We start from the raw sequence: 26,781 nt of genomic DNA, 5'->3' as shown, positions 1-26,781 counted from the left end.
ATTATATATCGTTTGATTCGATAAGGAGAATTGGAAAATGTTTGAACATACAACTGTGTTATTAAACGAAGCGGTAGAAGGCTTAAATATCAAACCGGATGGTATTTACGTTGACTGTACATTAGGCGGAGCGGGCCATAGTGAGCTCATTCTTTCGAAATTAGGGGCAGAGGGAAGATTATTTGCCTTTGATCAGGATGAAGTGGCGATTGCCAATGCCAAAGAAAAGTTATCGTCTAATCTTGAAAAATTAACGATTATTAAAAGCAATTTTTTATATTTAAAAGATGAGCTCCAAGCCTTAGGAATTAAGAAAGTTGATGGTGTTCTTTATGATTTGGGAGTATCATCCCCACAGTTAGACACACCGGAAAGAGGATTCAGCTATCATCATGATGCTCCATTAGATATGAGAATGGATCGTGAAGCACACACTTCTGCCTATGATGTCGTTAATCACTGGGAATATGAAGATTTAGTCCGAATCTTTTTTCGCTATGGTGAAGAGAAATTTTCTAAGCAAATTGCAAGGAAAATTGAAGCAGCCCGAGAATCCAGACCAATTGAGACAACAGCGGAATTGGTTGAATTAATAAAGGACGCAATCCCTGCACCCGCCCGAAGAAAAGGCGGACATCCTGCCAAGAGGGTTTTTCAGGCGATAAGAATTGCAGTAAACGACGAATTATCCGTTTTTGAACAATCATTAAACCAAGCAATGGATATTTTAAATCCGGGAGGAAGAATCAGTGTGATTACCTTCCACTCATTAGAGGACCGAATTTGTAAGGCGGCATTTAAAAAAGCTAGCGTTGCCCCTGATTTACCCCATGGTTTACCGATTATTCCAGAACAATACAAACCAACGTTAAAATTAATCTCTCGAAAACCCATTCTTCCATCTGAAGAAGAACTCGAACAAAACAATCGTGCCCGATCTGCGAAGCTTCGTATTGCAGAAAAAATATAAAAAATTGCTGGAGGGGAAAAAATTTGAGTAATCTTGCCAGGAAATATCAAGAGCAGCAACAAGTGACTGAAACCGTTCAAGAAAAACTAATACAAAAAGTAAAAGCTAAGAAGTCCTGGCTTACACCCGGGGAAAAAGTACTCGGGATTGCGTTTGCCGGTATGGTTTGTTTTGGTGCTGTTCACATGATTTCGAACCAGTCGCAAATATGGCAGGTGAACAAATCGATTCAAGAAACTGAAACATCAATTGAGAAGCAAAAGAAAGTAAACAATGACTTAAAAGTACAAGTTAGCGAACTAAGTACGTATGAACGTATTTATGAAAAAGCAAAGGAAATGGGACTCGTTTTAAACGAAAATAACGTCAAGGTTGTGCAAAAATGATTAAGAAACAGCCCTATATGAATGTTGGAGCAGCCTGTTTATTTGGAATATTCGGCCTGCTCTTTTTTATATTGCTTTTCCGATATTTTTCAATCGAAATATCCGGGGAAGCTGCCGGTCAGCCGCTTGCAGCGAAGGCACAGAAAAAATATACAAGGGTCGGAACACTTGAAGCCTCCAGAGGGATTATTTATGATCGAAACGGAGAAGTCGTCGCAGAAGACACCGCTTCTTATACACTTCTTGCCATTTTAAGTAAAAAGATGACGACGGACCCGAAACATCCCATGCATGTTAAGGATCCGCATAAAACTGCAGAAGAATTGGCCAAATATATTGATATGGATGAGTCTGAGATTTATAGTAGATTAACCCAAAAATTGTTTGAAGTTCAATTTGGCTCTGCCGGAAAAGATATCTCGATTGAAACGAAAAGGAAAATTGAGGCTTTAAAGCTTCCGGGTATTACCTTTATCCCACAAATGAAGCGTTTCTATCCAAACGGGATATTTGCCTCTCATTTAGTAGGATATGCTGACCCTGATGAAAAAAAAGATAATAAAATAGTAGGACAGATGGGAATTGAGAAATCTCTAAATAATTACCTAACAGGCTCAAATGGAAAAATAAATTACGAAAGTGACTTATGGGGCTATATACTTCCGGATAAAAAGGAAAACATCACCCCTGCAAAGGATGGGGATGATGTTTATTTAACAATAGATCAGAAAATCCAAACATTTTTAGAAGATGCCATGAATAAGGTTGCAAAGGAATATAATCCGAAAAAAATTATTGCGATTGTAGCAGATCCGAAAACAGGTGATATTTTAGCGATGGGGCAGCGTCCGTCTTTTGACCCGAAAACGAAAGAAGGCATTACGGACAGCTGGCATAATGAAGCCATTGAAACCTCATATGAACCTGGTTCGACCATGAAGATTTTCACGCTTGCCGCAGCGGTGAATGAAGGGGTTTTCAACCCGAATGAATTGTATAAATCAGGATCCTATCAGGTTTCTCCAAGGTCACCGGCGATACATGATCATAATTATTCTGGCTGGGGAACCATCTCCTTTTTAGAAGGTTTGCAGCGTTCATCGAATGTTGCCTTCGCAAAAATAGCTCATGAAAAATTAGGCTTTGAGAAATTCCGAGAGTATTTAAGTAAATTCGGATTTGACCGGCCGACCGGAATCGATCTTCCCAATGAAGCATCAGGAAAAATTCAGTATAATTACCCAATCGAAAAAGTAACAACAGCCTTTGGACAAGGTACAGCGATAACACCAATTGAGCAAATTCAGGCAGCAACATCGATTGCCAATGATGGTAAAATGATGAAACCTCATGTAGTAGAGAAAATTGTCAATCACGATACCGGAAAAACGATTAAAGAAAACAAACCTGAAGTGGTATCCACACCAATAACTGCTGAAACCGCAAAAACTGTTCGTAATTATCTTGAAACAGTTGTTACTTCAAAAAATGGGACAGGCGGTCGCTACAAAATTGATGGATATAGCGTCGCTGGTAAAACCGGGACAGCGAATATCCCAAACCCAAATGGCGGGGGATATTTAACTGGTTCACAGAATTATATTTTCTCCTTTCTTGGAATGGCGCCAAAAAATGATCCGAAATTAATTGTTTATGTTGCAGTGCAACAGCCGCAAGTAGACAACTATGAATTTGGCTCACGCCCTGTTTCAGAGATTTTTAAACCGGTAATGAAAAATAGTTTGCAATACTTAAATATCCGTCCATCGAAACTTCAAAAGCCTAGTTCGATTAAGCTTGGAAATTTCACTGGTGATGCAATAACAGAAACTGTAAAAAATTTAAATAATCAAGGATTTAGTCCGATTGTGCTTGGAAAAGGACCGGAAGTAACCACCCAGCTTCCTAAAGCTGGAACAACCATTCTCGAAGGAGAAAAGGTTTTATTAGGTACGAAAGGTAAGATGTTTGCTCCTGATATGACAGGCTGGTCACTCCGTGATGTTATGCAGCTTGCAAAAATAGCGAATTTGAAGTTTAACGTTGCAGGCAGCGGGTATGTAGTGAAGCAGAATATTAGTCCTGGAGCTACGTTAAAAAAGGGAGATAATTTGATTGTACAATTGCAAACTCCCGAGCAGCAGTCAATAAACACAGAGGATGCCAGTCAAGAAAAAAAACCTGATCAAAATATTAGCGATTAAGGAAAACTCGCCCTTTCATCAAAGGGTGAGTTTTCTTATTTCTTAACGGTCTAATTTTTTTTGTACAAGCATATAAATGGAACGACCACACAAAGGAGGCTCGTTCAAAGTATGCGTGTTTCAAATGTAACTGTCCGTAAACGGTTAATGATTGCACTTTTCGTTGGAATACTTGTCTTTTTAATTATCGATGTCCGGCTTGGGTATGTACAGTTTGTTCTTGGTGATATGCTTACAGGAAAAGCCAAAGATTCGTGGAGCCGAAATATACCCTTTGAGCCTGAGCGAGGAGAGATTGTCGACCGAAATGGGGTCCCGCTTGCAACAAATGTCAGTGCTCCAACGGTTTGGGTTGTTCCAAGACAAATTAAAAACCCAGCGGAAACGGCTGAAAAACTTGCCTCCGTGCTAAATATAACTAAGGAAAAGGCATATAAAGAAATTACCCAGGGACAATCGATTGTCAGAATCAAAGAGGGAAGGAAAATATCCCATGAAAAGGCCAAAGAAATAAGGGCATTAGGTCTTGATGGAATCTATATTGGTGAGGATTCTAAACGCCATTACCCATATGGAAGCTATCTTTCTCATGTTCTTGGTTTTGCCGGAGTGGATAACCAGGGCCTGATGGGTCTTGAGAAGTATTATGATAAGGAACTTAGCGGGGACCGGGGTTCCGTAAAGTTTTATGCAAACGCAAAAGGACAGCGGATGAACGATATGGCGGATGATTATGAACCGCCTAAAAATGGTCTTAATTTAAAATTAACCATAGATACAAAGATCCAAACCATTGTGGAAAGGGAGTTAGATATTGCCGAGGCTAAGTATAATCCAGATGGAATTATAGCCATTGCTATGAACCCTAATAATGGAGAAATATTAGCAATGTCCAGCCGCCCTACATTTAATCCTTCTAATTTTAGAAATGTTTCGCAGGAGGTTTACAACCGGAATCTTCCAGTATGGTCAACCTATGAGCCTGGTTCTACCTTTAAGATTATTACCCTTGCTGCTGCACTAGAAGAGGGAAAGGTGAATTTAGAGAAGGATCAATTTCATGATCCTGGATATGTTACCGTTGCGGGGGCGAGGCTGAGATGCTGGAAGCGCGGAGGGCATGGCAGTGAAACATTTTTACAGGTTGTACAAAATTCATGTAACCCTGGATTTGTAGAATTAGGAGAGCGTTTAGGTAAAGATACATTGTTTAAATATATAAAGGATTTCGGATTTGGCCAAAAGACAGGAATTGATTTACAAGGAGAAGGTACAGGGATTTTATTTAATTTAAATCGGGTCGGTCCGGTTGAATTAGCGACTACGGCATTTGGCCAAGGGGTATCAGTTACCCCCATTCAACAGGTTACAGCGGTTGCGGCGGCTATTAACGGAGGAATTTTGTATAAACCGTATATTGCGAAAGAGATTGATGATCCTTTAACAAATGAAGTAGTTATGAGAAATTCACCCGTAGCAAAACGAAGAGTGATTTCTGAGGCAACGTCTAAAAAGGTTCGCAATGCACTTGAAAGTGTTGTTGCTCAAGGGACTGGTGGTAAAGCATTTGTTGACTCTTATCGAATTGGCGGTAAGACAGGGACGGCCCAAAAAGCACAAAATGGACGTTATCTAGAAAATAATCATATTGTTTCCTTTATAGGGTTTGCGCCAGCGGATGACCCGCAGCTAGTTGTTTATGTGGCTGTCGATAATCCGAAGGGTGTTGTTCAATTCGGGGGTCAGGTTACAGCGCCAATAGTTGGAAATATCATGAAGGATAGTTTGCGAGCCATGGGGGTTGAGCCACGTAAAAACCAAATTGAAAAGAAAAAGGCTTGGGATGATGTCCCGGTAATTGAACTGCCTGACCTGGTTGGATTGACAAAAAGTGAAATTGGCGAACAAATGATCAATTTGAAAATTGATGCAAGTGGTGAAGGTGATACAGTGGTAAGGCAATCCCCTGCACCGGGAACAAAATTAAAAGAGGGTTCGAAAATTAGACTTTATTTTGGCAATGGTGAATAGAATTAAAAGTAATGGGGTAGGCGGCTGGAATATGTATTCTGCCGCCTATTTTTCCGCTGCAATTAATGGTAGAATGGAATTTGGTTTTATTTTCATGTAAAATAAGAAAAGCTGATGCGCCTGGTTAGTCCTAAAAGCAACCTTAAGGGCTGGGCACTGGAGCTGGAATACTCGAAGTAGAATATTTTAACCTTCTTCAAATTAGGCAGCCATGTACTTCCTGGTCATGAGAGGATTTGAGAGAACATGAAGCTACAAAATCTACTTGAATATTTGCATTCATTAGTCCCTTATTCGGGCGCCAATCCGGAAATTTCATCGATTGAAAACGATAGCCGTAAGGTGCAAAAGGGAAGTTTATTTATTTGTATTAAAGGCTACACAGTGGATGGTCATGATTATGCAAAAGCCGCTGTTATGAATGGTGCAGCCGCTGTTCTTGCCGAAAAAATACTTCCGCTTGATGTACCGGTTATTTTAGTAAAGGATACTCATCGTGCCATGGCGGTCCTTGCCGATGCCTATTACGGGCAGCCATCGAAAAAAATGCATTTAATTGGCATTACCGGAACGAACGGGAAAACCACCACTAGTCATTTAATTGAAAAGATTTTTGCAGATGCGGGGAAGAAAACTGGCTTGATTGGAACGATGTATACAAAAATTGGTGATAGGACAATTGAAACCAAAAATACGACCCCTGATAGTCTGACATTGCAAAAAAATTTTCAGCAAATGGTCAAGGCCGATGTTGAACTAGCGGTAATGGAGGTTTCTTCCCATGCTTTAGATATGGGAAGGGTCCACGGCTGTGATTATGATGTTGCGGTTTTTACGAATTTATCCCAGGATCATCTTGATTACCATAAAACCATGGAAGATTACCATCGGGCAAAATGCTTGCTATTTTCCCAGCTCGGAAATACCTTTGAAAAAAGCAAACCGAAATTTGCCATTTTGAATGCAGATGAGCCTGCTTCGGTATTATTTGAAAAATCTACGGCTGCGCATGTCATTACATACGGGATTAACAACCATGCGGATATCCGGGCGGAAAATATTCAAATGAAGTCCTTTGGCACAAGCTTCGAATTAATCATTAACAAGGAAAGATATCCGGTTAAAATGCAGCTCTTAGGGAAATTCAATGTGTATAATGTGTTAGCAAGCGTTTCAGCTTCAATCGTTTCAGCCGTGCCCATAACGCAAATTATCCAGTCAATTCAAAGTATTAAAGGAGTGGCGGGAAGATTTGAACTAGTTGATAAAGGTCAAAACTTTACAATCATCGTTGATTATGCGCATACACCGGACAGCTTGGAAAATGTTTTGAAGACAGTCCGGCAATTCGCCCAGAAAAAAATATTTGTCGTTGTTGGCTGTGGGGGTGACCGGGACCGTACGAAAAGACCTCTGATGGCTCAAATTGCCTGCAAATTTGCGACAGACCCGATATTTACATCAGATAATCCAAGAAGTGAGGATCCAATGGCCATACTTAATGATATGGTTTCAGGAGTACAAGGTTTAAGCTTTGAAGTTATACCCGACAGAAAAATGGCAATTGAAGCAGCAGTTGAACGTGCATCTGAAGGTGATGTAATTCTTATTGCCGGTAAAGGTCATGAAACCTATCAAATTATTGGTAGCAAGGTATATGATTTTGATGACCGGCTTGTAGCTCAAGATGCACTCAAGGGGAGATAGGAGATGTATTTAGTTTATAATGATGTTGCCAATTTCATTCATGAAGTTCGGGGCGCCCATGATCCCACTCTAACTTTTTATACGGTAACGGACCAATCAGCGGCAATTCAGCCGAAAGGGATTTTTGTACCACTCAGTGAAGAATCAGGTGAACTAAAAGAGGCACTTGCCAATGGGGCAATCGCTGCCATTTGGGATAAAGAAAAACAGCTGCCGCGCTATACTCCGAACCACTTTCCGGTTTTTCTTGTGGAAGATCCGGAGGAAGCTTTGCGGATGATCCTACAACACTATATAGATAAATTAGATGGAGAAACAGAAAAAACAATGAATATAACAAAATTTGATTTTTTAAAGAAAAAACTTCTTAACAAAAATAAACAAACATATGATATTGCTGTGATGTTGAATGAATTATCAGATAAGTTAAATGTAGCTGATGAAGGAAGGAGGGGATAAAATGCTGGAGCAAGTTATTTTATTTACTATCATTATGGCATTTCTAATTTCTGTATTGTTATCTCCCATTTTTATCCCTTTCTTAAGAAGGTTAAAATTTGGACAAAGCATTCGTGAAGAAGGCCCGAAATCCCATCAAAAGAAAACAGGTACACCGACAATGGGCGGGATTATGATCTTATTCTCAATTATTATTACCACTCTAGTGATGACCGGAAAGTTTTCTGCGCCAACCGTAAAAACCTATTTGCTTTTACTAGTGACATTCGGCTTTGGGTTACTCGGTTTCCTTGATGATTTTATCAAGGTGGTATTAAAGCGAAATCTAGGGTTAACGTCCAGACAAAAACTTTTGGGACAAATCATTATTTCAGTCATTTTTTATTTTGTTTATAAACAAAATGATTTTCCGACGGAGATTACTTTACCTTTTGGAGATTATTCCTTTGATTTAGGTTGGTTCTATGTCTTTTTCATTATTTTTTGGCTTGTAGGTTTTTCCAATGCAGTCAATTTAACAGATGGACTTGATGGGTTAGTATCGGGTACAGCGGCCATTGCTTTTGGTGCATATGCTGTACTGGCCTGGAATCAATCGCAGGTAGAGGTAGCGATTTTTTCCGTTGCAATTGTTGGAGCAGTGTTAGGATTTTTAGTTTTTAATGCGCATCCTGCTAAGGTTTTTATGGGAGATACTGGTTCGCTTGCATTAGGCGGGGCGATTGCCGCTATTGCCATTTTAACGAAGCTTGAAATTCTGCTCATCATTATTGGCGGCGTATTCGTCATTGAGACCTTATCAGTTATTCTGCAAGTCATTTCTTTTAAAACAACAGGGAAGCGGATTTTCCGGATGAGCCCGTTGCATCACCATTATGAATTAGCCGGCTGGTCTGAATGGCGAGTTGTTGTTACTTTTTGGAGTGTAGGACTAATATTAGCGATTCTTGGAATCTATATCGAGGTGTGGTTGTAATTGAAACAGATTGAGACGTATCGTCATAAAAAGATTCTTGTTCTTGGACTTGCAAAAAGCGGGGTGACCGCTGCTGCACTTTTACATAAGCTTGGGGCATTTGTAACGGTAAATGATCGAAAGCCATTATCGGAAAACCCTGAAGCACGTGGATTGTTGGAAGAAGGGATCAAAGTTATTTGCGGTGACCATCCTGTAGAGCTTCTTGATGATGGGTTTGAACTAATTGTTAAAAACCCAGGAATTCCTTATAACAATCCAATCATTGAAGGGGCTCTTGAAAAAGGGATCCCTGTCATTACGGAGGTTGAATTGGCTTACCAAATTTCCGAAGCGCCGTTTATTGGGATTACCGGTACAAATGGAAAAACGACGACCACAACTCTAGTTTATGAAATGCTGAAGGAGGGACAAAAGCAGCCGCTGATTGCCGGTAATATTGGAACAGTGGCTTCAGGCGTGGCAGAAGAGGCGACGAAAGAAAATACGATTGTCATCGAGTTATCTTCCTTTCAGTTAATGGGGATTGAGGCATTCACTCCTAAAATTGCAATTATCACAAATATTTATGATGCTCATTTGGATTATCATGGCTCAAGGAAAGAATATATAAAGGCAAAAGCAAATATAACAAAAAATCAAACCGAAAATGATTATTTAATCGTTAATTATGATCAAGAAGATACGATGGAAATTGCCCGTCATTCCGGGGCTAAAATTATTCCATTTTCCACGAAAAGTGAATTATCTGAAGGGGCTTATCTTTGTGGTGAATGGATTTGTTTTAACGGTGAAAAAGTGATGGAAGTGAAAGATATTGCCCTGCCTGGTGTACATAATCTTGAAAATATTTTATCTGCGCTTGTCGCAGCCAAACTTACCGGGGTGGACAATCTCGCCATTCAAGAAGTACTCAAAACATTTACAGGAGTAAAACATCGTCTGCAATATGTTAGTGAAATAAACGGACGTAAATTTTATAACGATTCAAAAGCTACCAATATTTTAGCTACAGTAAATGCATTAGCTGCTTTCAAAACTCCTGTTATTTTATTAGCAGGTGGTTTGGACAGAGGAAATGAATTTGATGAACTGATTCCCTATTTAAGGAATGTTAAAGCGTTAATAACGTTTGGTCAAACTGCTCCGAAGCTTGAACGTGTAGCGAAAGAGGCTGGAATAAAAATGATGAAGCGTGTCGATAATGTTGGAGAAGCCGTGCCTGTGGCTTATCAGTATTCCCAATCAGGTGACGTTATTTTGTTATCTCCTGCATGCGCCAGCTGGGATCAATATAAAACTTTTGAAGTAAGGGGAGACATTTTTATCGAAGCCGTGCATAAGCTTAAGTAAGGGCTTGTCCAAAGGGAAGCGCAAGGCGCCTATCGGCCGCTAGCGCTAGACAATCATAGTGTTCTCCACCGAGGTTCGCTATAAGCCCTAAAACTGGTAGTTGAGGTGTTTAGTGGTGCCGACAAAGAGAACAACCCCTGATTTTATTTTGATGATTGTAACCTTCACGCTTCTTGCCATTGGGCTGATAATGGTTTACAGTGCCAGCGCTGTATGGGCAGAATATAAATTTCATGATTCCTTCTTCTTTGCAAAAAGACAAACCCTATTTGCAGGGGTAGGAATCGCTGCAATGTTTTTCATTATGAACATCAATTATTGGACTTGGAGGACATGGGCAAAAACGATCGTAATTGTTTGTTTTGTTTTATTGGTCCTTGTTTTGATCCCTGGGATTGGTAATGTTCGAAATGGTTCAAGAAGCTGGATTGGCGTAGGCGCATTTTCAATTCAGCCATCTGAATTCATGAAGCTGGCAATGATTTCCTTTTTAGCGAAGTACTTATCTGAACGGCAGAAATTTATTACTTCCTTCAAAAAAGGGCTTATCCCTTCACTTGGACTTGCATTTATTGCTTTTGCCATGATAATGCTCCAGCCCGATCTTGGGACGGGGACAGTAATGATAGGAACTTGTGTGGTGATGATTTTTGTTGCTGGTGCCCGAATTAGTCACTTTACTTTTTTAGGACTGCTGGGGGTTGCAGGATTCGTTGGGTTGATTGCTTCGGCCCCTTATCGTATTAAGCGGATTACCTCTTTCCTTGATCCTTGGTCTGACCCACTTGGAAGCGGTTTTCAAATCATCCAATCGCTGCTTGCGATTGGTCCGGGTGGTTTGTTTGGATTGGGTCTTGGTCAAAGCCGGCAAAAGTTTTTCTACCTGCCGGAACCGCAAACAGACTTTATCTTTGCGATTCTTTCTGAAGAGCTCGGATTTATCGGCGGTTCATTTATCCTATTGCTGTTTGCATTGCTCCTCTGGAGGGGGATTCGAATCGCACTGGGTGCTCCGGACTTGTACGGAAGCTTCCTAGCTGTTGGAATTATTGCAATGGTTGCGATTCAAGTTATGATCAATATCGGTGTAGTCACAGGACTGATGCCGGTTACGGGTATTACACTGCCATTCCTAAGCTATGGAGGGTCATCGCTGACCTTAATGTTAATGGCTATTGGTGTTCTATTAAATATTAGCCGTTATTCAAGATATTAATTAGATGCCCTGTTTTAATAACAGGGTATTTTTCACTATAAGGCAACTAAGCCCCTATCTTCAACTGACGGCTCGCCAATCGGCGAGTTTTCTTTACATTTACATAACATTCTTTTATCAATTACTTTATTTTATAGATTTTTATAGTAGAATGAGGAAGGTAATTACGTAGGCAGCAATTATTAATGAGGTGTATTTATGAAGATAGTTGTCAGCGGAGGCGGAACGGGAGGACATATTTATCCTGCACTTGCCCTTATAAGAGAAATTCAAAAACAGACAAAAGATGCGGAATTTTTATACATAGGAACGAAAAATGGTTTAGAGAGCAAGCTTGTCCCAAGAGAAAAAATTCCTTTTAAACCAATTCATATTACCGGGTTTCGGAGAAAAATCTCCTTTGAAAATATTAAAACAATTTTTCGATTCTTCAAAGGAACACGAGATAGCAAAAAAATCTTGAAAGAGTTTAAACCGGACGTTGTGATTGGAACGGGAGGCTATGTTTGTGGTCCCGTCGTATATGCAGCCGCAAAACTTGGGATTCCATCCATTATTCATGAACAAAACAGCGTTCCAGGTTTGACCAATAAGTTTCTAAGCCGTTATGTGAATAAAATTGCCATTTGCTTTCATGAAGCGAAAGAATATTTTCCTATAGATAAGGTTGTTTTTACTGGCAACCCCCGGGCATCAGAAGTGATTGGCCAAGATGGGGTGAAAGGAAGATTATCAGCCGGCTTAAGTGCAACCGCTCCTTCCGTACTTATTTTTGGCGGAAGCCGTGGTGCTAAACCGATTAATGATGCGGTTGTAAAAGCATTATCTGAATTTGGCAGTAAATCATATCAGGTTTTGTATATAACCGGTGATGTGCATTTTGAGGATGTAAAAAAAGAAGTGGAGTTAATCGGTAATCCAAGTAATGTCATCATTAAGCCGTTTATTCATAATATGCCCGAAGTACTCTCAGGAATTGATTTAGTAGTATCAAGGGCAGGTGCTACCACGTTAGCAGAGCTTACTTCACTTGGGATTCCAAGCATTCTTGTCCCAAGTCCATATGTTACCAATAATCATCAGGAAAAGAATGCAAGATCATTGAGCGAAAATGGTGCAGCAAAAATATTGCTAGAAAAAGATTTGAATAGCAAGAGTCTCGTTGGAAGCATTGACCAAATTTTATTAAACAAGGAAAAACTGAAAGACATGAAGGCCAAAGCGAAGAAAATCGGCGTTCCAGATTCCGCCAACAGACTTTATGATTTAATAAAAAGTTTGAGCTAGATACCATAGTTTATTAATTTAAGCGGAAGGCACGAGACCCATGCGGCGGAGTACGGAACTGGGGAGACCCCACAGGCGCTTCAACGGCCGAGGAGGCTCCCCGGAACGCCCACGGAAAGCGAGAGCCTGGAGCGTAAATGAGTTTATACAACTAATAAAAAAACTAACAAACGAAAAACTAAGGTAGCCCAAATTCACTTTAAGCATAAATTGTATAAAAAAGGTTTAGAAAGTCAGGGTGATTAAGTGAACGAAATAATTAAACAATTGAAGGAATTAGACATTGGAAAAGTAAAACAAAACGAACTGCTAGCAAACCATACCACCATCAAAATAGGCGGTCCAGCCGATTTATTTATTGAACCCTCTTCAACTGAAAATTTAATAAAAGTAATGGAATTAGTCCGTAAGCATCAATTCCCATGGAGGGCAATCGGTCGTGGTTCCAATCTTTTAGTTTCTGATAAGGGAATTGAAGGTGTGGTAATTAAACTAGGTACCGGCTTAGATCAACTTACTGTTAAGGATTCTGAAATTAGAGTCGGCGGCGGCTATTCACTTGTAAGCTTAGCTACAAAAATTAGTAAAATGGGTTTAACAGGCCTTGAATTTGCGAGTGGAATTCCAGGTTCTGTCGGCGGGGCAGTTTATATGAATGCAGGAGCACATGGATCGGACATTAGTAAAATATTATCGAAAGCCCTCATTCTTTTCGAAAATGGAACAATGGAATGGCTCTCAAACGAAGAAATGGAATTTACCTATCGAACATCTGTACTACAAAAGAAACGTCCGGGAATTGTGGTCGAGGCTGTTTTCCAACTTGAATCGGGAGAAAAAACAAGCATTGTTTCACAGATGCAAAAAAATAAGGATTACCGAAAAGAAACACAGCCATGGAATTTTCCTTGCGCGGGAAGTATTTTTCGGAATCCTCTTCCAAACTATGCCGGAAAGTTAATCGAAGTGGCTGGATTAAAGGGGCATAGCATAGGCGGGGCCAAAATCTCAGAAATGCATGGCAATTTTATTGTCAATGCTGGAAATGCAACAGCTGGTGATGTCCTTGCTTTAATACAATATGTAAAGGACACGATTTATAGCTTATATGAAGTTAAAATGGAAACAGAAGTAGAAATCATTGGCAGAAAATAGAAAAAGTGATATGTTAAATACCAAAATTTATTGCTTTTTTCTAACGTTAATTTTTCGTCCGAATGACAAATATTGTGATATAATTACTAATCATAAATAAAAAAACGGAAGAAAATGAATGACGGCATGATTATTCGTGCCGTTGTTTTCACTTTAAAAGCAAATTGGAAATTTTTTAAGCTATTTTTGGGGACAAGCTTAATGTTGTTCTTTTGACGGGGGGAAAGGAATGGATAAAGGTAAAATTGTTGCTTTAGAGGACAGAATACCTAAGTTAAAAGAGCAAAGACGGCGAAAAGCAAACAGAAGGCTTATTCTCCTGCTTCTTCTTTTTTTTACATTCATTGCAGCTATCGCCTATATGCAATCACCATTAAGCCATGTTAAACGTATTACTGTGATAGGAAATGATTTATATTCCAGTCAGGAAATTATCAAAAAAACTGGGGTCACGAAAAATACGAATATTTGGAAGGTTAAGAGCAAGGAGATTTCTCAAAAATTAAAGGAACTTTCAGAAGTTAACAAGGTAAAAGTTAAGATTCAATGGCCCAACACTATTATGATTACCATCCAAGAGCATAAACGAATTGCCTACCTGAAAAAAGAAGGCTCCTATTATCCAGTTATGGAAAATGGGAAAATACTTACGGAGAAATCGTTTAAAGAAATTCCGAGTAATTCTCCCATTCTTTTTGATTTCGAGGAAGGCACTGTCTTAAATGAAATGGTTGATGAACTAAAAAATCTTCCCGCTGAAATTGTAAATTCCATATCTGAGATTCACTATACTCCGAAAAAAACAGACAAATATCATATCTCCTTATTTATGAATGATGGTTTCGAAGTGAGTGCAACCTTAAGAAGCTTTTCAGAAAAAATGGTTCATTATCCTTCAATCGTGAGCCAATTAGACCCAAATAAAAAAGGGGTGATTGACTTAGAAGTAGGCTCTTATTTCAAGGCATATGATACAAAGACGGAGGAACAAAAAGGTGGGTAGGATAAAGGTCAAGGGTAATCACGTAATCTTGTCCCTTGTGTGTTTGGTGCTTGGGTATCTAATTGCCTTTTCCTATCATTTAACTCAAAGAGAACACATGAGTGATACGAAGAGGCTTTCAGACCAACAATGGGAGAAAACCCTTGATTTAAGGAACCAGTTGAATGCACAAAAGGAATCAAACAGAAAACTTGAAAAGGAATTAGCAAAAAAGCAAAATATGGTTTTTGAAAATGAAAAAGACCTTTCGAAGGAAGCGCAGGTCTTTTACAACCTTGCAGAAGATGCGGAGAAATACCGGATGTTTTTAGGAAAGGTAAAGGTAAAGGGCAGAGGGGTCAAAGTGACTCTGGCGGATGGTGCCTATAACCCTAAAGTGGTCAATGTTAATAATTATTTAGTTCATGAATTCCATGTGTTTAAAGTTATAAATGAATTATATATCTCAGGTGCAGCGGCAATTGCCATCAATGGCCAAAGGCTGACAAGTCATTCCTACATTAATTGCAATGGTCCTGTCATTACTGTTGATGGTGTGCAGCATCCGGCACCTTTTATGATAACGGCAATAGGAGACCCCGATGTTCTAACTGCTGCATTAAATCTTACCGGAGGGGTAAAGGATCAGCTTGTGAATGATAATATTGTTTTTAGCCTTGAACAAGAGAATGAAATAACTCTAAATCCTATTTTAGGGAATTAGTAGATGAAAACAATGTCCACAATTTAATATATTAAAAGGTTAGGTGAAAAAGGTGGACAAACCGAAGAAAAACTTAAGCTTTACCTTGATTACTGCCATAATCGGTTTTATGATTGCGATTCAATTTCAAACGATAAAAAAACCGGTTGATCGTGATACACGAGATATATGGGAGATTCGTGAGGCCTTGTTAAAGGAAAAGGAATTGCAGTCGACTCTTTTAAGTGAAATTCGTTCAAATGAGGAAAAATTGACCGCATATGAGTCGAAACGAAAGAAGGGTAAGGAGCAGGCACTGAAAGATACATTAAATGAGTTAAAGGTTGAAGCCGGGTTAACAAAGGTAACAGGCCCCGGAATTACCTTGAAAATCGAACCCGCGCTTGAGGAAATTGAATTAGGGGCATCTGTAACCCAAGAAGTTTCTCCGGATCTTTTGCAAAGATTACTAAATGAATTAAATATGTATGAGGCAAAATATGTCTCAATTGATGGACAAAGAGTGATTAATACTACCGTTATTCGTGATATTAATGCCCAAACGAAAATTGATGGACATACCATTAAAAGCTTGCCAATAGAGGTAAAAGTGGTCGCAGACAGTATCGATACTGCAGAAAAATTGTATAATCGAATGAAGGTTTCAAAGTCTATTGAGGAGTTTTACATTGAAAATTTGCGATTGACTGTATCTTCACCTAAAACAAAAGTGACGGTTCCCTCCTATGAAAATCCAATTCGAATTCGTTATATGGAGCCGGTTAAAGGAAATGAAGGAGGAGGCAATAAGTAATGTGGCTGCCCATACTTGGATTAATCATTGGGTCGGTTCTCGGGTTGTTTACTGATATTCGAATTCCCGAAGAATATGCAAATTATTTATCGATTGCTGTGCTCGCTGCACTGGACACATTGTTTGGGGGAATTCGAGCAAATCTGCAAAATATTTACGATGAAAAAGTATTTGTTTCCGGCTTTTTCTTTAATATCATCCTTGCAGCAAGTTTAGCTTTTCTAGGTGTCCATCTTGGTGTAGACTTGTATTTAGCAGCAGTGTTTGCATTTGGAGTCAGGTTGTTTCAAAATATTGCTGTCATTCGACGAATTTTAATAGCAAAATGGTCATCTAGCAAAGAAAAATTAGAAAAAAATTGATGAATTTTAAAGGGAATCATTTAGTTGTGACGAATAATTTTATAAGATATGTATAGGAAACTTTTTTTGAACAAAATAAAATTGTTGTTCGACTGAAGGAATGCTAAAGGAGGTGCCAAAGAATGAACAGCAATGAAATATATGTTAGTCTTGACATCGGTACATCCAGTGTAAAAGTTATCATTGGTGAAATGGTCAATGACTCATTAAATATAATTGGTGTTGGTAATGTAAAATCGGAAGGTTTACGTAAAGGATCAATTGTAGATATAGACGAAACCGTTCATTCAATAAAGAGAGCGATAGAGCAGGCAGAAAGAATGATTGGAATGGAAATTAGACAAGTCATTGTCGGAATAACGGGGAATCATGTCATGTTGCAGCCATGCCATGGCGTTGTAGCCGTTTCCAGTCCGAATCGGGAAATTACCAATGATGATGTCCTAAGGGTAATTGACGCGGCCCAAGTCGTTTCCATTCCTCCTGAAAGAGAAATCATCGGGGTAGTCTCCAAACAATTTATCGTTGATGGACTTGATGAAATCAATGATCCGCGCGGTATGATTGGTGTTCGTTTAGAAATGGAAGGGACCATCATAACAGGGTCTAAAACCATTTTGCATAATACACTCAGATGTGTTGAAAAGGCAGGTTTGGAGATTCTTGACATAACCCTTCAGCCGCTTGCTGCGGGTTCATTTGCCTTATCAAAGGATGAAAAAAATCTTGGGGTGGCCTTAATTGATCTTGGCGGCGGTTCTACCACCCTGGCAGTTTTTGAACAGGGTTATTTAAAATCAACCAGTGTCTTGCCGGTTGGTGGAGAGCATATTACAAATGATCTTTCAAAGGTTTTATGCACCTCTACGGAGGATGCCGAAAAAATCAAGATTAAACATGGACATGCTTTCTATGATGAAGCTTCAGAGGATGAAGTATTCAGTGTTCCGATAATCGGAAGTGATCAGCATCAACAATTCAACCAACTAGAAATTTCTGACATAATTGAAGCGAGATTAGAAGAAATTTTTGACTTGATTTTACATGAAATGAAACGAAAAGGCTTTAATGATTTGCCTGGAGGGTATGTGTTGACCGGCGGAATCGCAAATATGCAAGGAGTGCTGGAGCTTGCCCAGGTGATATTGCAAAATAGAGTTCGCATAGCTATACCTGATTATATTGGAGTAAGAGAGCCTCAATATACAACAGCGGTTGGTCTAATCAAATATGCTTACAAGAATGCTAGATTACCAGGGGGTCCTGTTGCTGCACCATCGCCAGTTTCGGAACCGATCGAAAAGAAAGTCCCAAAACAACAACAACAACAGCCAAAAGCAAAGGTAGAAAAGCAACCAGAAGAAAAGATGTCATCAAAAGTTAAAAAAATCCTTGGTTACTTTTTCGAATAAGCATACGAAAAGGAAAATCGACGAATTAGGAGGATTTGTCATGTTAGAGTTCGATACCAATTTAGATTCTCTTGCGACAATAAAAGTAATCGGTGTTGGCGGAGGCGGAAATAACGCAGTCAACCGAATGATTGAACATGGGGTACAAGGCGTTGAATTTATTGCTGTAAATACAGATGCACAGGCCTTAAATCTTTCAAAGGCAGAAGTAAAAATGCAGATTGGCGGTAAATTGACCAGAGGTCTTGGGGCTGGGGCTAATCCTGAAGTAGGAAAAAAAGCTGCTGAAGAAAGTAAAGAACAATTAGAAGAAGCTTTACGCGGGGCGGATATGGTATTTGTAACCGCAGGCATGGGCGGCGGAACAGGTACCGGAGCGGCGCCTGTCATTGCACAAATTGCTCGTGAGCTTGGGGCATTAACAGTGGGTGTCGTTACACGTCCATTTACCTTTGAAGGGAAAAAACGTTCTACACAGGCATCCGGGGGAATTGCTTCGATGAAGGAAGCGGTAGATACCCTAATTGTCATTCCAAACGACCGGCTTTTAGAAATTGTTGATAAAAGCACACCTATGCTTGAAGCATTCCGTGAGGCTGATAATGTACTTCGTCAAGGTGTTCAGGGTATTTCTGACTTAATAGCGGTTCCAGGATTGATTAACCTGGACTTTGCGGACGTAAAAACGATTATGTCGAATAAAGGCTCTGCATTAATGGGGATCGGTATTGCAGCTGGTGAGAATCGTGCAGCTGAAGCTGCAAAGAAAGCAATTAGTTCTCCATTACTTGAAACATCCATTGATGGGGCGCAAGGTGTATTGATGAACATTACCGGCGGTTCAAACTTGAGCTTGTACGAAGTGCAAGAGGCAGCCGATATTGTTGCAACAGCATCTGACCAAGAAGTAAACATGATTTTCGGATCTGTTATCAATGATAATCTAAAAGATGAGATTATCGTAACCGTCATTGCTACCGGATTTAATGAGGAAGTCATTCAGCCGAAAGTGGCTCGCCCTTCATTTGGGCAGGCTAAACCGCCAATTGGAAACGTTAAAAGAGAACCAAAGCGTGAAGAAGTACCACAAGAACCGGTACGCAATACAAATAATTCTCAAGAAGAAACTTTAGATATTCCAACTTTCTTAAGAAATCGGAATCGTAGAAGATAGATTTTTTTAAAAGAAAAGGCACGGTCCTGCATAGGGACCGTGCCTTTTCTTTTTATATGACTGGAAAAATACGACAAAATCTCTGACATATAGTGAAAATTTCTGCTTTTTTGTTTACAGAAAGTGACACACTTCAGCGCTCTATGTGCGTTATACTTTTTCCTAAACAAGATAAAAAACAGAATAATAGAAATATAAAGAGGTTTAGTTTTCTTTTGGGGGAATCAATGAAGGGGGAAGCTATTTGATTGTATATTTAGATGTAATCTGGGCTCTAAACCTTTTATTTGATACTCTGCTCCTATATTTAACAGCGATTTTTTTAAAGAGAAAGATTCGATTATGGAGGTTGTTATCTGGTGGATTTATCGGTTCCTTGATTATTTTATTATCGTTCACACCCATACATGCCTTTTCAAACCATCCGATTACAAAACTTCTCTTTTCGGTATTGATGATTCTTGCCACGTTTGGATATAAGCGACTGGTCTATTTTATAAAGGCATTAATGACATTATATGTTTCTACGTTTTTGATTGGTGGTGCACTGATTGGGGCGCATTATTTTCTACAAACAGAGTCCATCCTGCTTGCTGGACTAAAGGGGTTTGGAGATCCGATCAGCTGGCTGTTTGTTTTTATCGGGTTTCCGATTGCTTGGCATTTTTCAAAGAAGAATGTGGAAGGGATGGAAATGACGAAGATTCAGTTTGATCAAATTGTTAGTGTTAACCTTACGATCAATTCTGAGACCTATGCATTCAAAGGATTGGTGGATAGTGGAAATCAAGTGTATGATCCTTTAACAAGGCTTCCCGTTATGTTTATCTCGATTAAAAACCAAATGGAAGTTATGTCAGAACCAATCAAGCGGATGGCAGCGAATTCTGAGACTTTATTAATGGGAGAGGAAGAATTACCTTCAGAATGGCAAAACAAGCTTCGAATAATTCCTTTTCGTGTGGTTGGACAAGAGCATCAACTGATTATGGCGGTAAAACCTGACTCTATATTAATTGAGAAAAACGGTGATTGCTTCCTTTGTGAAAAGGGTCTTGTGTCGTTTACTATGCAAGAGCTTTCTCCCGATGATGCTTTCCAATGCATCGTCCATCCAAAAATGCTTACTGGACCTAGACAGCCCGGGAATACAGAAAAGGTAAGTTAATATTACTATACTCAGAAAAACATATTTTTAGAAGGAGGAACTTGCATGAAAAAATGGAGAATACGCTTTTCCTATTACTGGTATAAACTACTAATCAAATTGGGATTTAAAACGGACGAAGTTTATTATATTGGCGGAAGCGAGGCATTGCCCCCTCCATTAAGTAAAGATGAAGAAGAACTGCTTTTAAAAAAATTACCTGGCGGGGATAAAGCAGCACGATCCATTTTGATTGAACGAAATCTCAGACTTGTAGTTTATATTGCCAGAAAGTTTGAAAATACAGGAATTAATATTGAAGATTTAATCAGTATTGGTACCATCGGTTTAATTAAAGCAGTCAATACGTTTAACCCGGAAAAGAAAATTAAGCTTGCTACATATGCCTCGAGATGTATTGAGAATGAAATTCTGATGTACTTAAGAAGAAATAATAAGATTAGATCAGAGGTTTCCTTTGATGAACCATTAAACATTGATTGGGATGGAAATGAATTATTGCTTTCAGATGTACTTGGAACAGATGATGATATCATCACAAAGGATTTGGAAGCAAATGTGGATCGTAAGCTTTTAACAAAAGCCCTCCATCAATTAACAGATCGCGAAAAGCAAATTATGGAACTTCGCTTTGGTCTTACAAATGGAGAAGAAAAAACGCAAAAAGATGTTGCAGATATGTTGGGGATTTCCCAATCCTATATTTCGAGACTTGAAAAAAGAATAATCAAGAGATTAAGAAAAGAGTTCAATAAAATGGTTTAGTTTTGGAAAAAAAGAAAATTTTTCTAAGCAAAAAAGCTAATAATTTCGGGATGTAAGCACGATTTTCGATCTATTAGGGTCAATCAGCTGCCAAGTAAAAGTGCATATTTTTCCTGCCCAAGGAGATACTGTTTTTTGTACAGCAGCTCCTGTGAGGAGGGAAAAAGGATTGACTCGAAATAAGGTTGAAATTTGCGGTGTGGACACATCAAAGCTTCCAGTATTAAAAAACGAAGAAATGAGATTACTCTTCAAGCAAATGCAAGAGGGCGACCTAACTGCCCGTGAAAAGCTCGTCAACGGAAATTTACGACTCGTGTTAAGTGTTATTCAACGATTTAACAATCGTGGAGAGTTTGTTGATGACCTGTTTCAGGTGGGCTGTATTGGACTAATGAAATCAATTGATAACTTTGATTTAAGTCAAAATGTAAAGTTTTCCACCTATGCCGTACCAATGATTATTGGAGAGATTCGTCGGTATTTACGTGACAATAATCCGATTCGTGTTTCCAGATCTCTGAGAGATATTGCTTATAAGGCCCTGCAAGTTAGAGAAAGGCTAATGAGTGAGACGTCCAGGGAACCAACTGCCGAAGAAATAGCGAAGGTTTTAGAGGTTCCCCATGAAGAAATCGTCTTTGCACTTGATGCGATTCAAGACCCAGTTTCTCTCTTCGAGCCAATTTATAATGATGGCGGCGACCCGATTTATGTATTGGATCAATTAAGCGATGAACGAAATAAAGATATCCATTGGATAGAAGAGATTGCCTTAAAAGAAGGTATGCGCAGGTTAAACGACCGCGAAAAATTAATCTTAAGAAAAAGGTTCTTCCAAGGTAAAACGCAAATGGAGGTAGCTGACGAAATTGGAATTTCTCAAGCCCAAGTTTCTCGTCTAGAGAAAGCCGCAATCCGACAAATGAATAAAAACATCCAAAATTAAGCTGTCCAAAATGGGCAGCTTTATTTAATTGTCTAGCTCCAGTGCATAGCCCCTCTAGGTCGCTATCCTGCTCCTTCGGCAAAGCATATTCAAAAAGTGCCGTTCACCTCGTCGTATGCCTTCAAGGATGCAAATTCAGTGTTGTAGGCATGCTGATGAAGTCAAAAAAACGACTTCACCGTCAGGCCCGCAAGCAGCTGTTGGGTCTGATCACTAAGGAAAACTACTTAGAATAATCATCACAGGAACAAGCTGTGCTTGTTCCTAAGGCGGTTCCGCTTTTTCTTTTGTAATTCAAAATAAATTCCATCTTTTTATCATATATTTTCTATAGTATATAGAAAAATGGGAGTGAATAAGGATGGTTAAAATTTCTGATTTTCAAATAAAAGACGTTGTCAATGTCTCAGATGGGAAAAGGCTAGGGAATATCGGGGATATTGAAATTAATTTATCAACAGGAAGAATTGAAGCCGTCGTCATAAGCGGAAGCGGCAGGGTCCTCGGCCTTTTTGGAAAGGATCAAGATATTGTGATTCCATGGAAGAATATTATCAAAATTGGCCAGGATGTAATATTGGTCCGTTATAAAGGCTTTGAAGAAAAAATCTCTGATGAAGCCTAAATGTCACCAAGTTATCCTTGCGGTGACCAATCTTACTATTCATGTTAAACTATAGGAAAAAGAAGAGGTAGATCATGGATTCATTTGTTAAAGGAAATCAATCATTTTTTACAATACAAAGCTGGATGGAGAAATTCCCCGGTTTAGTTGCCGGTATTACGACCAAAAAAGGCGGGGACTCACTAGGGGAATTTGAAAAGCTAAACATGGGGTTTCACGTCGGTGACAATCCAGTTCATGTATGCTCCAATAGAGCGAAGGTTGCTGACCTGCTCCAATTCCCTTTGAAACAATGGGTTGGTGCTGAACAAACACATGATATTGTGATTCAAAAGATCACAAAGGCGGACCGAGGAAAAGGTTCTGATGCTTATGAACATTCGTTTAAAGGGACGGATGGTTTTTATACAATTGAAGAGGGCATTTTATTAACTCTCTGCTTTGCAGATTGCGTCCCTCTTTTTTTTATTGCACCGGAGAAACATTTGATTGGAGCCGCCCATGCCGGCTGGAAAGGAACGGTCAATGAAATAGCCGCCACTATGATTATGAAGTTTAAAGCGGAAGGAATTAGTCCTGACCAAATTTTTGTGGCAATTGGACCGTCTATTTGTGAAAAATGTTATATTGTAGATGACCGTGTTATTGATTTTGTAGAAAAAGCACTAGAAGATGTCGAAAAAAAGCCATATAATTTAGTAAATGATGGTCAATATTCATTAGATTTGCGTGAGCTTAACAAGCAAATTTTGATAAAGGCAGGTATACCTAATCAAAATATTCTCGTGACCGGTTTTTGCTCCAGTTGCGATGAAGGGGAATTTTTTTCCCATCGTCGTGATAAGGGACGGTCAGGAAGAATGATGAGTTTCATTGGTTGGAAGGAGAGCTAAAACGATTATGAAAGTAGCAGCAAAGCTTGAACATATTAATGAGCAAATATTAGAGGCATGTCGAACAGTAAATCGAAAGCCCGACGAAATAAAGGTCATTGCCGTTACCAAATATGTGAGTACGGAAAGAGCGATGGAAGCAGTTGAAGCTGGTATCTTAAATCTGGGAGAAAACCGTGATGAAGGTCTTCTTAAGAAATGGGAAGTGTTAGGGGACAAGCCTAAATGGCACTTTATTGGAACTTTGCAAACAAGAAAAGTAAAGAATATCATCGATAAAGTTGAATATGTCCATTCATTGGACCGACTTTCCCTGGCAGAAGAAATCAATAAGCGTGCAGTGAAACCAGTTAAATGTCTCGTTCAGGTGAATATTTCCGAAGAGGAATCAAAACATGGCTTAACACCTGAAGAAGCAATTGAATTTATTATACAGCTTCAGCCATTGAAAAACATTCGGGTTGAGGGCTTAATGACAATGGCACCTTTTACCGATGATGAGAACGTGCTTCGCAATAGTTTTCGCGGGTTAAGACAGTTGCGGGACCAAATCATGGAACTTCAACTAGATTATGCGCCTTGTACAGAGCTTTCGATGGGAATGTCTAATGATTTTGCAATTGCAATTGAAGAGGGAGCAACAATGGTAAGAATAGGAACAGCACTAGTAGGCGAAGATGGTTAGGAGTGGATGATGATGAGCATAAAGTCAAAATTAAAAACGTTTTTCTTTTTAGATGAGGAATTTGATGGAAATGAGGACATTGTAGAAGAAGTCCAGCCTGTCAGACAGCCCAAACCAGCTGCTAAACCTCAAAATGTTGTAAGCTTGCAAAGTGTACAAAAGTCTTCAAAGGTTGTACTCGTCGAACCGCGCACTTATTCTCAGGCGACTGAGATTGCTGATCATTTAAAAAATCGCCGTGCCGTTGTCGTTAACTTGCAGCGCATTGATAGTGAACAGGGAAGACAAATTGTAGATTTTTTAAGCGGTGCAGTATATACCATCAGCGGAGAAATTCAAAAAATTGGCGAAAAGATTTTTTTGTGTACACCTGATAATGTAGAAGTGTCCGGTAATATTACAGAAGCATTGGTAAAGGAAAGTGAATTTCAGGATACGAGGTGGTAAACGGAAATGGATTTAATTTTTAATCTATTAATTCAGTTAATCGGAATTTATCGTTGGATTCTAATCATTTATATTTTAATGTCTTGGTTCCCAAATATGAGCAGCTCGCAAATTGGTTCTTTCCTTGCACGAATTTGTGAACCGTTCCTAGAGCCATTTAGACGGATTATTCCTCCAATCGGCATGATGGATCTATCCCCATTGGCAGCATTTTTCGTTCTCTATTATGCTCCGGTAGGACTAAGAGCATTGCAAAGTTGGATTGTTTAATTTCGGTTTTACCGCTTTAGTTAGGAGACGGTTATGAATATTTATCAGCATTTTCGGCCTGAAGAGCTGGAATTTATTGATCAGGTATTACATTGGAAGGATTATGTGGAATCCTCTTATTCTACTAGGCTGACGGATTTCCTTGATCCAAGGGAACAGCATATTTTAAAAGTCCTGATTGGTGAAAATAGTTCAATTCAATACCGCCTCTTTGGCGGTAATTTAGGCGTTGAAAGAAAAAGAGCGCTAATTATTCCTGATTATTTTTCAGAGACCCTTGATGATTTCCAAATTGCATTATTTGAAATTGTATATCCCTCCAAATTTTTGACGATTGAACATCCAAAGGTATTAGGAACACTAATGTCATTGGGCTTGAAGCGGGGGAAATTCGGAGATATTCTGTTTGAGGAAGAAAGAGTTCAATTTTTTGCTTCAAAGGAAGTTAGTGATTATATTAAAATGAATCTGCAATCCATTGGGCGGGCCACCGTACGATTAAAGGAAATAGAACTTGATCAGGCAATTTCTGTACACAATGAATGGGTAGAAAGTGAAATGACAGTTTCATCCTTGCGTTTGGATACGGTAGTGTCTGGAATTCATCATCTTTCCAGGCAAAAATCGCAGCTTCTGATTCAGCAAGGCTTAGTTAAGGTTAACTGGACTCTAACCGAAAGCCCTTCCTTTGAATGTGGAGAAGGCGATTTAATCTCTGTCCGCGGACACGGCAGAGTGAAAATTTTGTCAATTGATGGAAAAACAAAGAAAGAAAAATGGCGAATACAAGTTGGGAAACAAAAATAATTTATATTTCAGCAGGAAAATCGAAAATCTTGTCGAATTAATAATGTTATACATACAGACGCATACATTGATGGAGGTGGCATCATGCCCTTAACGCCGTTAGACATACACAATAAAGAATTTAATAAAGGTTTTCGAGGCTACGATGAGGATGAAGTAAATGAATTTCTTGATCAAGTAATAAAGGATTATGAATTAGTTTTACGCGAGAAAAAAGAATTGGAAGAGCGTTTAAATGAAATGAATGAACGCTTGAGCCATTTTGTAAATATTGAAGAAACATTAAATAAATCAATTGTTATTGCTCAAGAAGCGGGTGAAGAGGTAAAACGAAGTGCGCAAAAGGAAGCTAAGCTGATTATTAAAGAGGCTGAGAAAAATGCTGATCGGATTGTAAACGAATCCCTATCTAAAGCACGAAAAATTGCAATGGAAATTGAGGATTTGAAAAAGCAGTCAAAAGTCTTCCGCACAAGATTTAAGATGCTAATTGAAGCCCAGCTCGATATGTTGAACACAGATGATTGGGATCATTTATTGGAATACGAAATTGATGCAACCGAACTAAAAGTTCACGAAGAAGAAGATTCATTAACTTGACGAATCTTTAGTTAATAGCATATAATTTTCTAACAGATTAAATAGTATGGACAATGACGATGAAAGGGACAGTACAATTTTTCGGATGCTTTTTCTAGCGAGCCGGGGAGGGTGAAAGCCCGGTAAAGTTGAAAAGTTGGAAGATCACCCTTGAGTCCCAGGCTGAAAATCTATATAAGGTTAGTAGGCTTTGGCGTATGATTCACGTTACGAATGGTTAAGCGGATGGGTATATATGTACTTGTCTATCAGGGTGGTACCGCGGGAAAACCTTCTCGTCCCTATTTTGGGATGAGAGGGTTTTTTTATTGTAAGGAAATATTAAAGAACAATATTGATTTTTAAACAAAGTTGATTGGAGCAGAAGGCACGAAGACTCCT

At 39.1% G+C, this 26,781-nt stretch carries 27 protein-coding genes and 1 other annotated feature; all 27 genes read left to right on the top strand.

Going from position 1 to position 26,781, the window contains the following annotated elements; all coding sequences use genetic code 11:
- The first annotated feature begins 37 nt into the window (after positions 1-37).
- Positions 38-970 carry a 16S rRNA (cytosine(1402)-N(4))-methyltransferase RsmH gene (gene rsmH, locus E2K98_RS01375; RefSeq protein WP_133332526.1) on the top strand — a complete coding sequence of 311 codons (933 nt, stop codon included), beginning with the start codon at positions 38-40 and terminating at the stop codon, positions 968-970.
- Positions 971-993: 23 nt separating this feature from the next.
- Positions 994-1,356: a cell division protein FtsL gene (gene ftsL, locus E2K98_RS01370; protein ID WP_133332525.1), complete on the top strand. Its 363-nt coding sequence runs from the start codon at positions 994-996 to the stop codon at positions 1,354-1,356.
- Positions 1,353-3,560 (top strand): penicillin-binding protein, encoded by a 2,208-nt coding sequence (locus E2K98_RS01365; protein WP_133332524.1) that lies wholly within the window; start codon positions 1,353-1,355, stop codon positions 3,558-3,560. Before ftsL ends, E2K98_RS01365 begins: the two co-directional genes overlap by 4 nt.
- 111 nt (positions 3,561-3,671) lie before the next feature.
- Entirely contained in the window at positions 3,672-5,591 is a 1,920-nt protein-coding gene (locus tag E2K98_RS01360) for a stage V sporulation protein D (RefSeq protein ID WP_133332523.1), read from the top strand.
- A 246-nt stretch (positions 5,592-5,837) separates the two neighbouring features.
- A complete protein-coding gene (locus tag E2K98_RS01355; protein WP_133332522.1) occupies positions 5,838-7,298 on the top strand; it encodes a UDP-N-acetylmuramoyl-L-alanyl-D-glutamate--2,6-diaminopimelate ligase in 1,461 nt (486 codons plus the stop codon).
- A 3-nt stretch (positions 7,299-7,301) separates the two neighbouring features.
- The gene (locus E2K98_RS01350; protein ID WP_133332521.1) at positions 7,302-7,757 is read left to right on the top strand and encodes a hypothetical protein; all 456 of its coding nucleotides are present in this window, start codon (positions 7,302-7,304) and stop codon (positions 7,755-7,757) included.
- A 1-nt stretch (position 7,758) separates the two neighbouring features.
- Positions 7,759-8,733, top strand: coding sequence for a phospho-N-acetylmuramoyl-pentapeptide-transferase (gene mraY / locus E2K98_RS01345; RefSeq protein ID WP_026574792.1), 975 nt, complete (start codon positions 7,759-7,761; stop codon positions 8,731-8,733).
- Positions 8,734-10,086, top strand: a complete 1,353-nt coding sequence (gene murD / locus E2K98_RS01340; protein ID WP_133332520.1) for a UDP-N-acetylmuramoyl-L-alanine--D-glutamate ligase — start codon at positions 8,734-8,736, stop codon at positions 10,084-10,086. It begins immediately after the preceding gene.
- A 115-nt stretch (positions 10,087-10,201) separates the two neighbouring features.
- On the top strand, positions 10,202-11,302 hold the full coding sequence (gene spoVE / locus E2K98_RS01335) for a stage V sporulation protein E (protein ID WP_026574794.1): 1,101 nt from the start codon (positions 10,202-10,204) through the stop codon (positions 11,300-11,302).
- A 198-nt stretch (positions 11,303-11,500) separates the two neighbouring features.
- On the top strand, positions 11,501-12,589 hold the full coding sequence (gene murG / locus E2K98_RS01330) for an undecaprenyldiphospho-muramoylpentapeptide beta-N-acetylglucosaminyltransferase (RefSeq protein WP_133332519.1): 1,089 nt from the start codon (positions 11,501-11,503) through the stop codon (positions 12,587-12,589).
- A 246-nt stretch (positions 12,590-12,835) separates the two neighbouring features.
- The gene (gene murB / locus E2K98_RS01325) at positions 12,836-13,744 is read left to right on the top strand and encodes a UDP-N-acetylmuramate dehydrogenase (RefSeq protein ID WP_133332518.1); all 909 of its coding nucleotides are present in this window, start codon (positions 12,836-12,838) and stop codon (positions 13,742-13,744) included.
- 229 nt (positions 13,745-13,973) lie between these two features.
- Positions 13,974-14,747, top strand: coding sequence for a cell division protein FtsQ/DivIB (locus E2K98_RS01320; RefSeq protein ID WP_133332517.1), 774 nt, complete (start codon positions 13,974-13,976; stop codon positions 14,745-14,747).
- Complete coding sequence (locus E2K98_RS01315; RefSeq protein ID WP_133332516.1) at positions 14,713-15,450, top strand: DUF881 domain-containing protein; 738 nt, start codon at positions 14,713-14,715, stop codon at positions 15,448-15,450. Before E2K98_RS01320 ends, E2K98_RS01315 begins: the two co-directional genes overlap by 35 nt.
- A gap of 52 nt (positions 15,451-15,502) precedes the next feature.
- Positions 15,503-16,243 carry a DUF881 domain-containing protein gene (locus tag E2K98_RS01310; RefSeq protein WP_133332515.1) on the top strand — a complete coding sequence of 247 codons (741 nt, stop codon included), beginning with the start codon at positions 15,503-15,505 and terminating at the stop codon, positions 16,241-16,243.
- Positions 16,243-16,605, top strand: coding sequence for a small basic family protein (locus E2K98_RS01305; RefSeq protein ID WP_133332514.1), 363 nt, complete (start codon positions 16,243-16,245; stop codon positions 16,603-16,605). Before E2K98_RS01310 ends, E2K98_RS01305 begins: the two co-directional genes overlap by 1 nt.
- A 122-nt stretch (positions 16,606-16,727) precedes the next feature.
- The gene (gene ftsA, locus E2K98_RS01300; RefSeq protein ID WP_133332513.1) at positions 16,728-18,017 is read left to right on the top strand and encodes a cell division protein FtsA; all 1,290 of its coding nucleotides are present in this window, start codon (positions 16,728-16,730) and stop codon (positions 18,015-18,017) included.
- A gap of 40 nt (positions 18,018-18,057) precedes the next feature.
- Positions 18,058-19,191, top strand: a complete 1,134-nt coding sequence (gene ftsZ, locus E2K98_RS01295; RefSeq protein ID WP_133332512.1) for a cell division protein FtsZ — start codon at positions 18,058-18,060, stop codon at positions 19,189-19,191.
- Between the two features lie 244 nt (positions 19,192-19,435).
- A complete protein-coding gene (spoIIGA, locus tag E2K98_RS01290) occupies positions 19,436-20,359 on the top strand; it encodes a sigma-E processing peptidase SpoIIGA (RefSeq protein WP_133332511.1) in 924 nt (307 codons plus the stop codon).
- A 45-nt stretch (positions 20,360-20,404) separates the two neighbouring features.
- A complete protein-coding gene (gene sigE / locus E2K98_RS01285) occupies positions 20,405-21,124 on the top strand; it encodes an RNA polymerase sporulation sigma factor SigE (RefSeq protein WP_133332510.1) in 720 nt (239 codons plus the stop codon).
- A gap of 169 nt (positions 21,125-21,293) precedes the next feature.
- Positions 21,294-22,073, top strand: coding sequence for an RNA polymerase sporulation sigma factor SigG (sigG, locus tag E2K98_RS01280; RefSeq protein ID WP_026574805.1), 780 nt, complete (start codon positions 21,294-21,296; stop codon positions 22,071-22,073).
- 361 nt (positions 22,074-22,434) lie between these two features.
- Positions 22,435-22,698, top strand: a complete 264-nt coding sequence (locus tag E2K98_RS01275) for a YlmC/YmxH family sporulation protein (protein WP_133332509.1) — start codon at positions 22,435-22,437, stop codon at positions 22,696-22,698.
- A 74-nt stretch (positions 22,699-22,772) separates the two neighbouring features.
- Positions 22,773-23,591 (top strand): peptidoglycan editing factor PgeF, encoded by an 819-nt coding sequence (gene pgeF / locus E2K98_RS01270; protein ID WP_133332508.1) that lies wholly within the window; start codon positions 22,773-22,775, stop codon positions 23,589-23,591.
- 7 nt (positions 23,592-23,598) lie between these two features.
- A complete protein-coding gene (locus E2K98_RS01265; RefSeq protein ID WP_133332507.1) occupies positions 23,599-24,276 on the top strand; it encodes a YggS family pyridoxal phosphate-dependent enzyme in 678 nt (225 codons plus the stop codon).
- Positions 24,277-24,288: 12 nt separating this feature from the next.
- Positions 24,289-24,723, top strand: coding sequence for a cell division protein SepF (locus E2K98_RS01260; RefSeq protein WP_133332506.1), 435 nt, complete (start codon positions 24,289-24,291; stop codon positions 24,721-24,723).
- A gap of 6 nt (positions 24,724-24,729) precedes the next feature.
- Positions 24,730-24,993, top strand: coding sequence for a YggT family protein (locus E2K98_RS01255; protein ID WP_133332505.1), 264 nt, complete (start codon positions 24,730-24,732; stop codon positions 24,991-24,993).
- 33 nt (positions 24,994-25,026) lie between these two features.
- Positions 25,027-25,800: a YlmH family RNA-binding protein gene (locus E2K98_RS01250; RefSeq protein ID WP_133332504.1), complete on the top strand. Its 774-nt coding sequence runs from the start codon at positions 25,027-25,029 to the stop codon at positions 25,798-25,800.
- Positions 25,801-25,884: 84 nt separating this feature from the next.
- Positions 25,885-26,400: a DivIVA domain-containing protein gene (locus tag E2K98_RS01245; RefSeq protein ID WP_133332503.1), complete on the top strand. Its 516-nt coding sequence runs from the start codon at positions 25,885-25,887 to the stop codon at positions 26,398-26,400.
- A gap of 50 nt (positions 26,401-26,450) precedes the next feature.
- Positions 26,451-26,686: a binding site (T-box leader), on the top strand.
- Positions 26,687-26,781: the final 95 nt, after the last annotated feature.

This window comes from Bacillus salipaludis, from assembly GCF_004358205.1.
The sequence above is the reverse complement of the archived record's forward strand: the minus strand, read 5'-3'. Positions and strand labels throughout refer to the sequence as shown.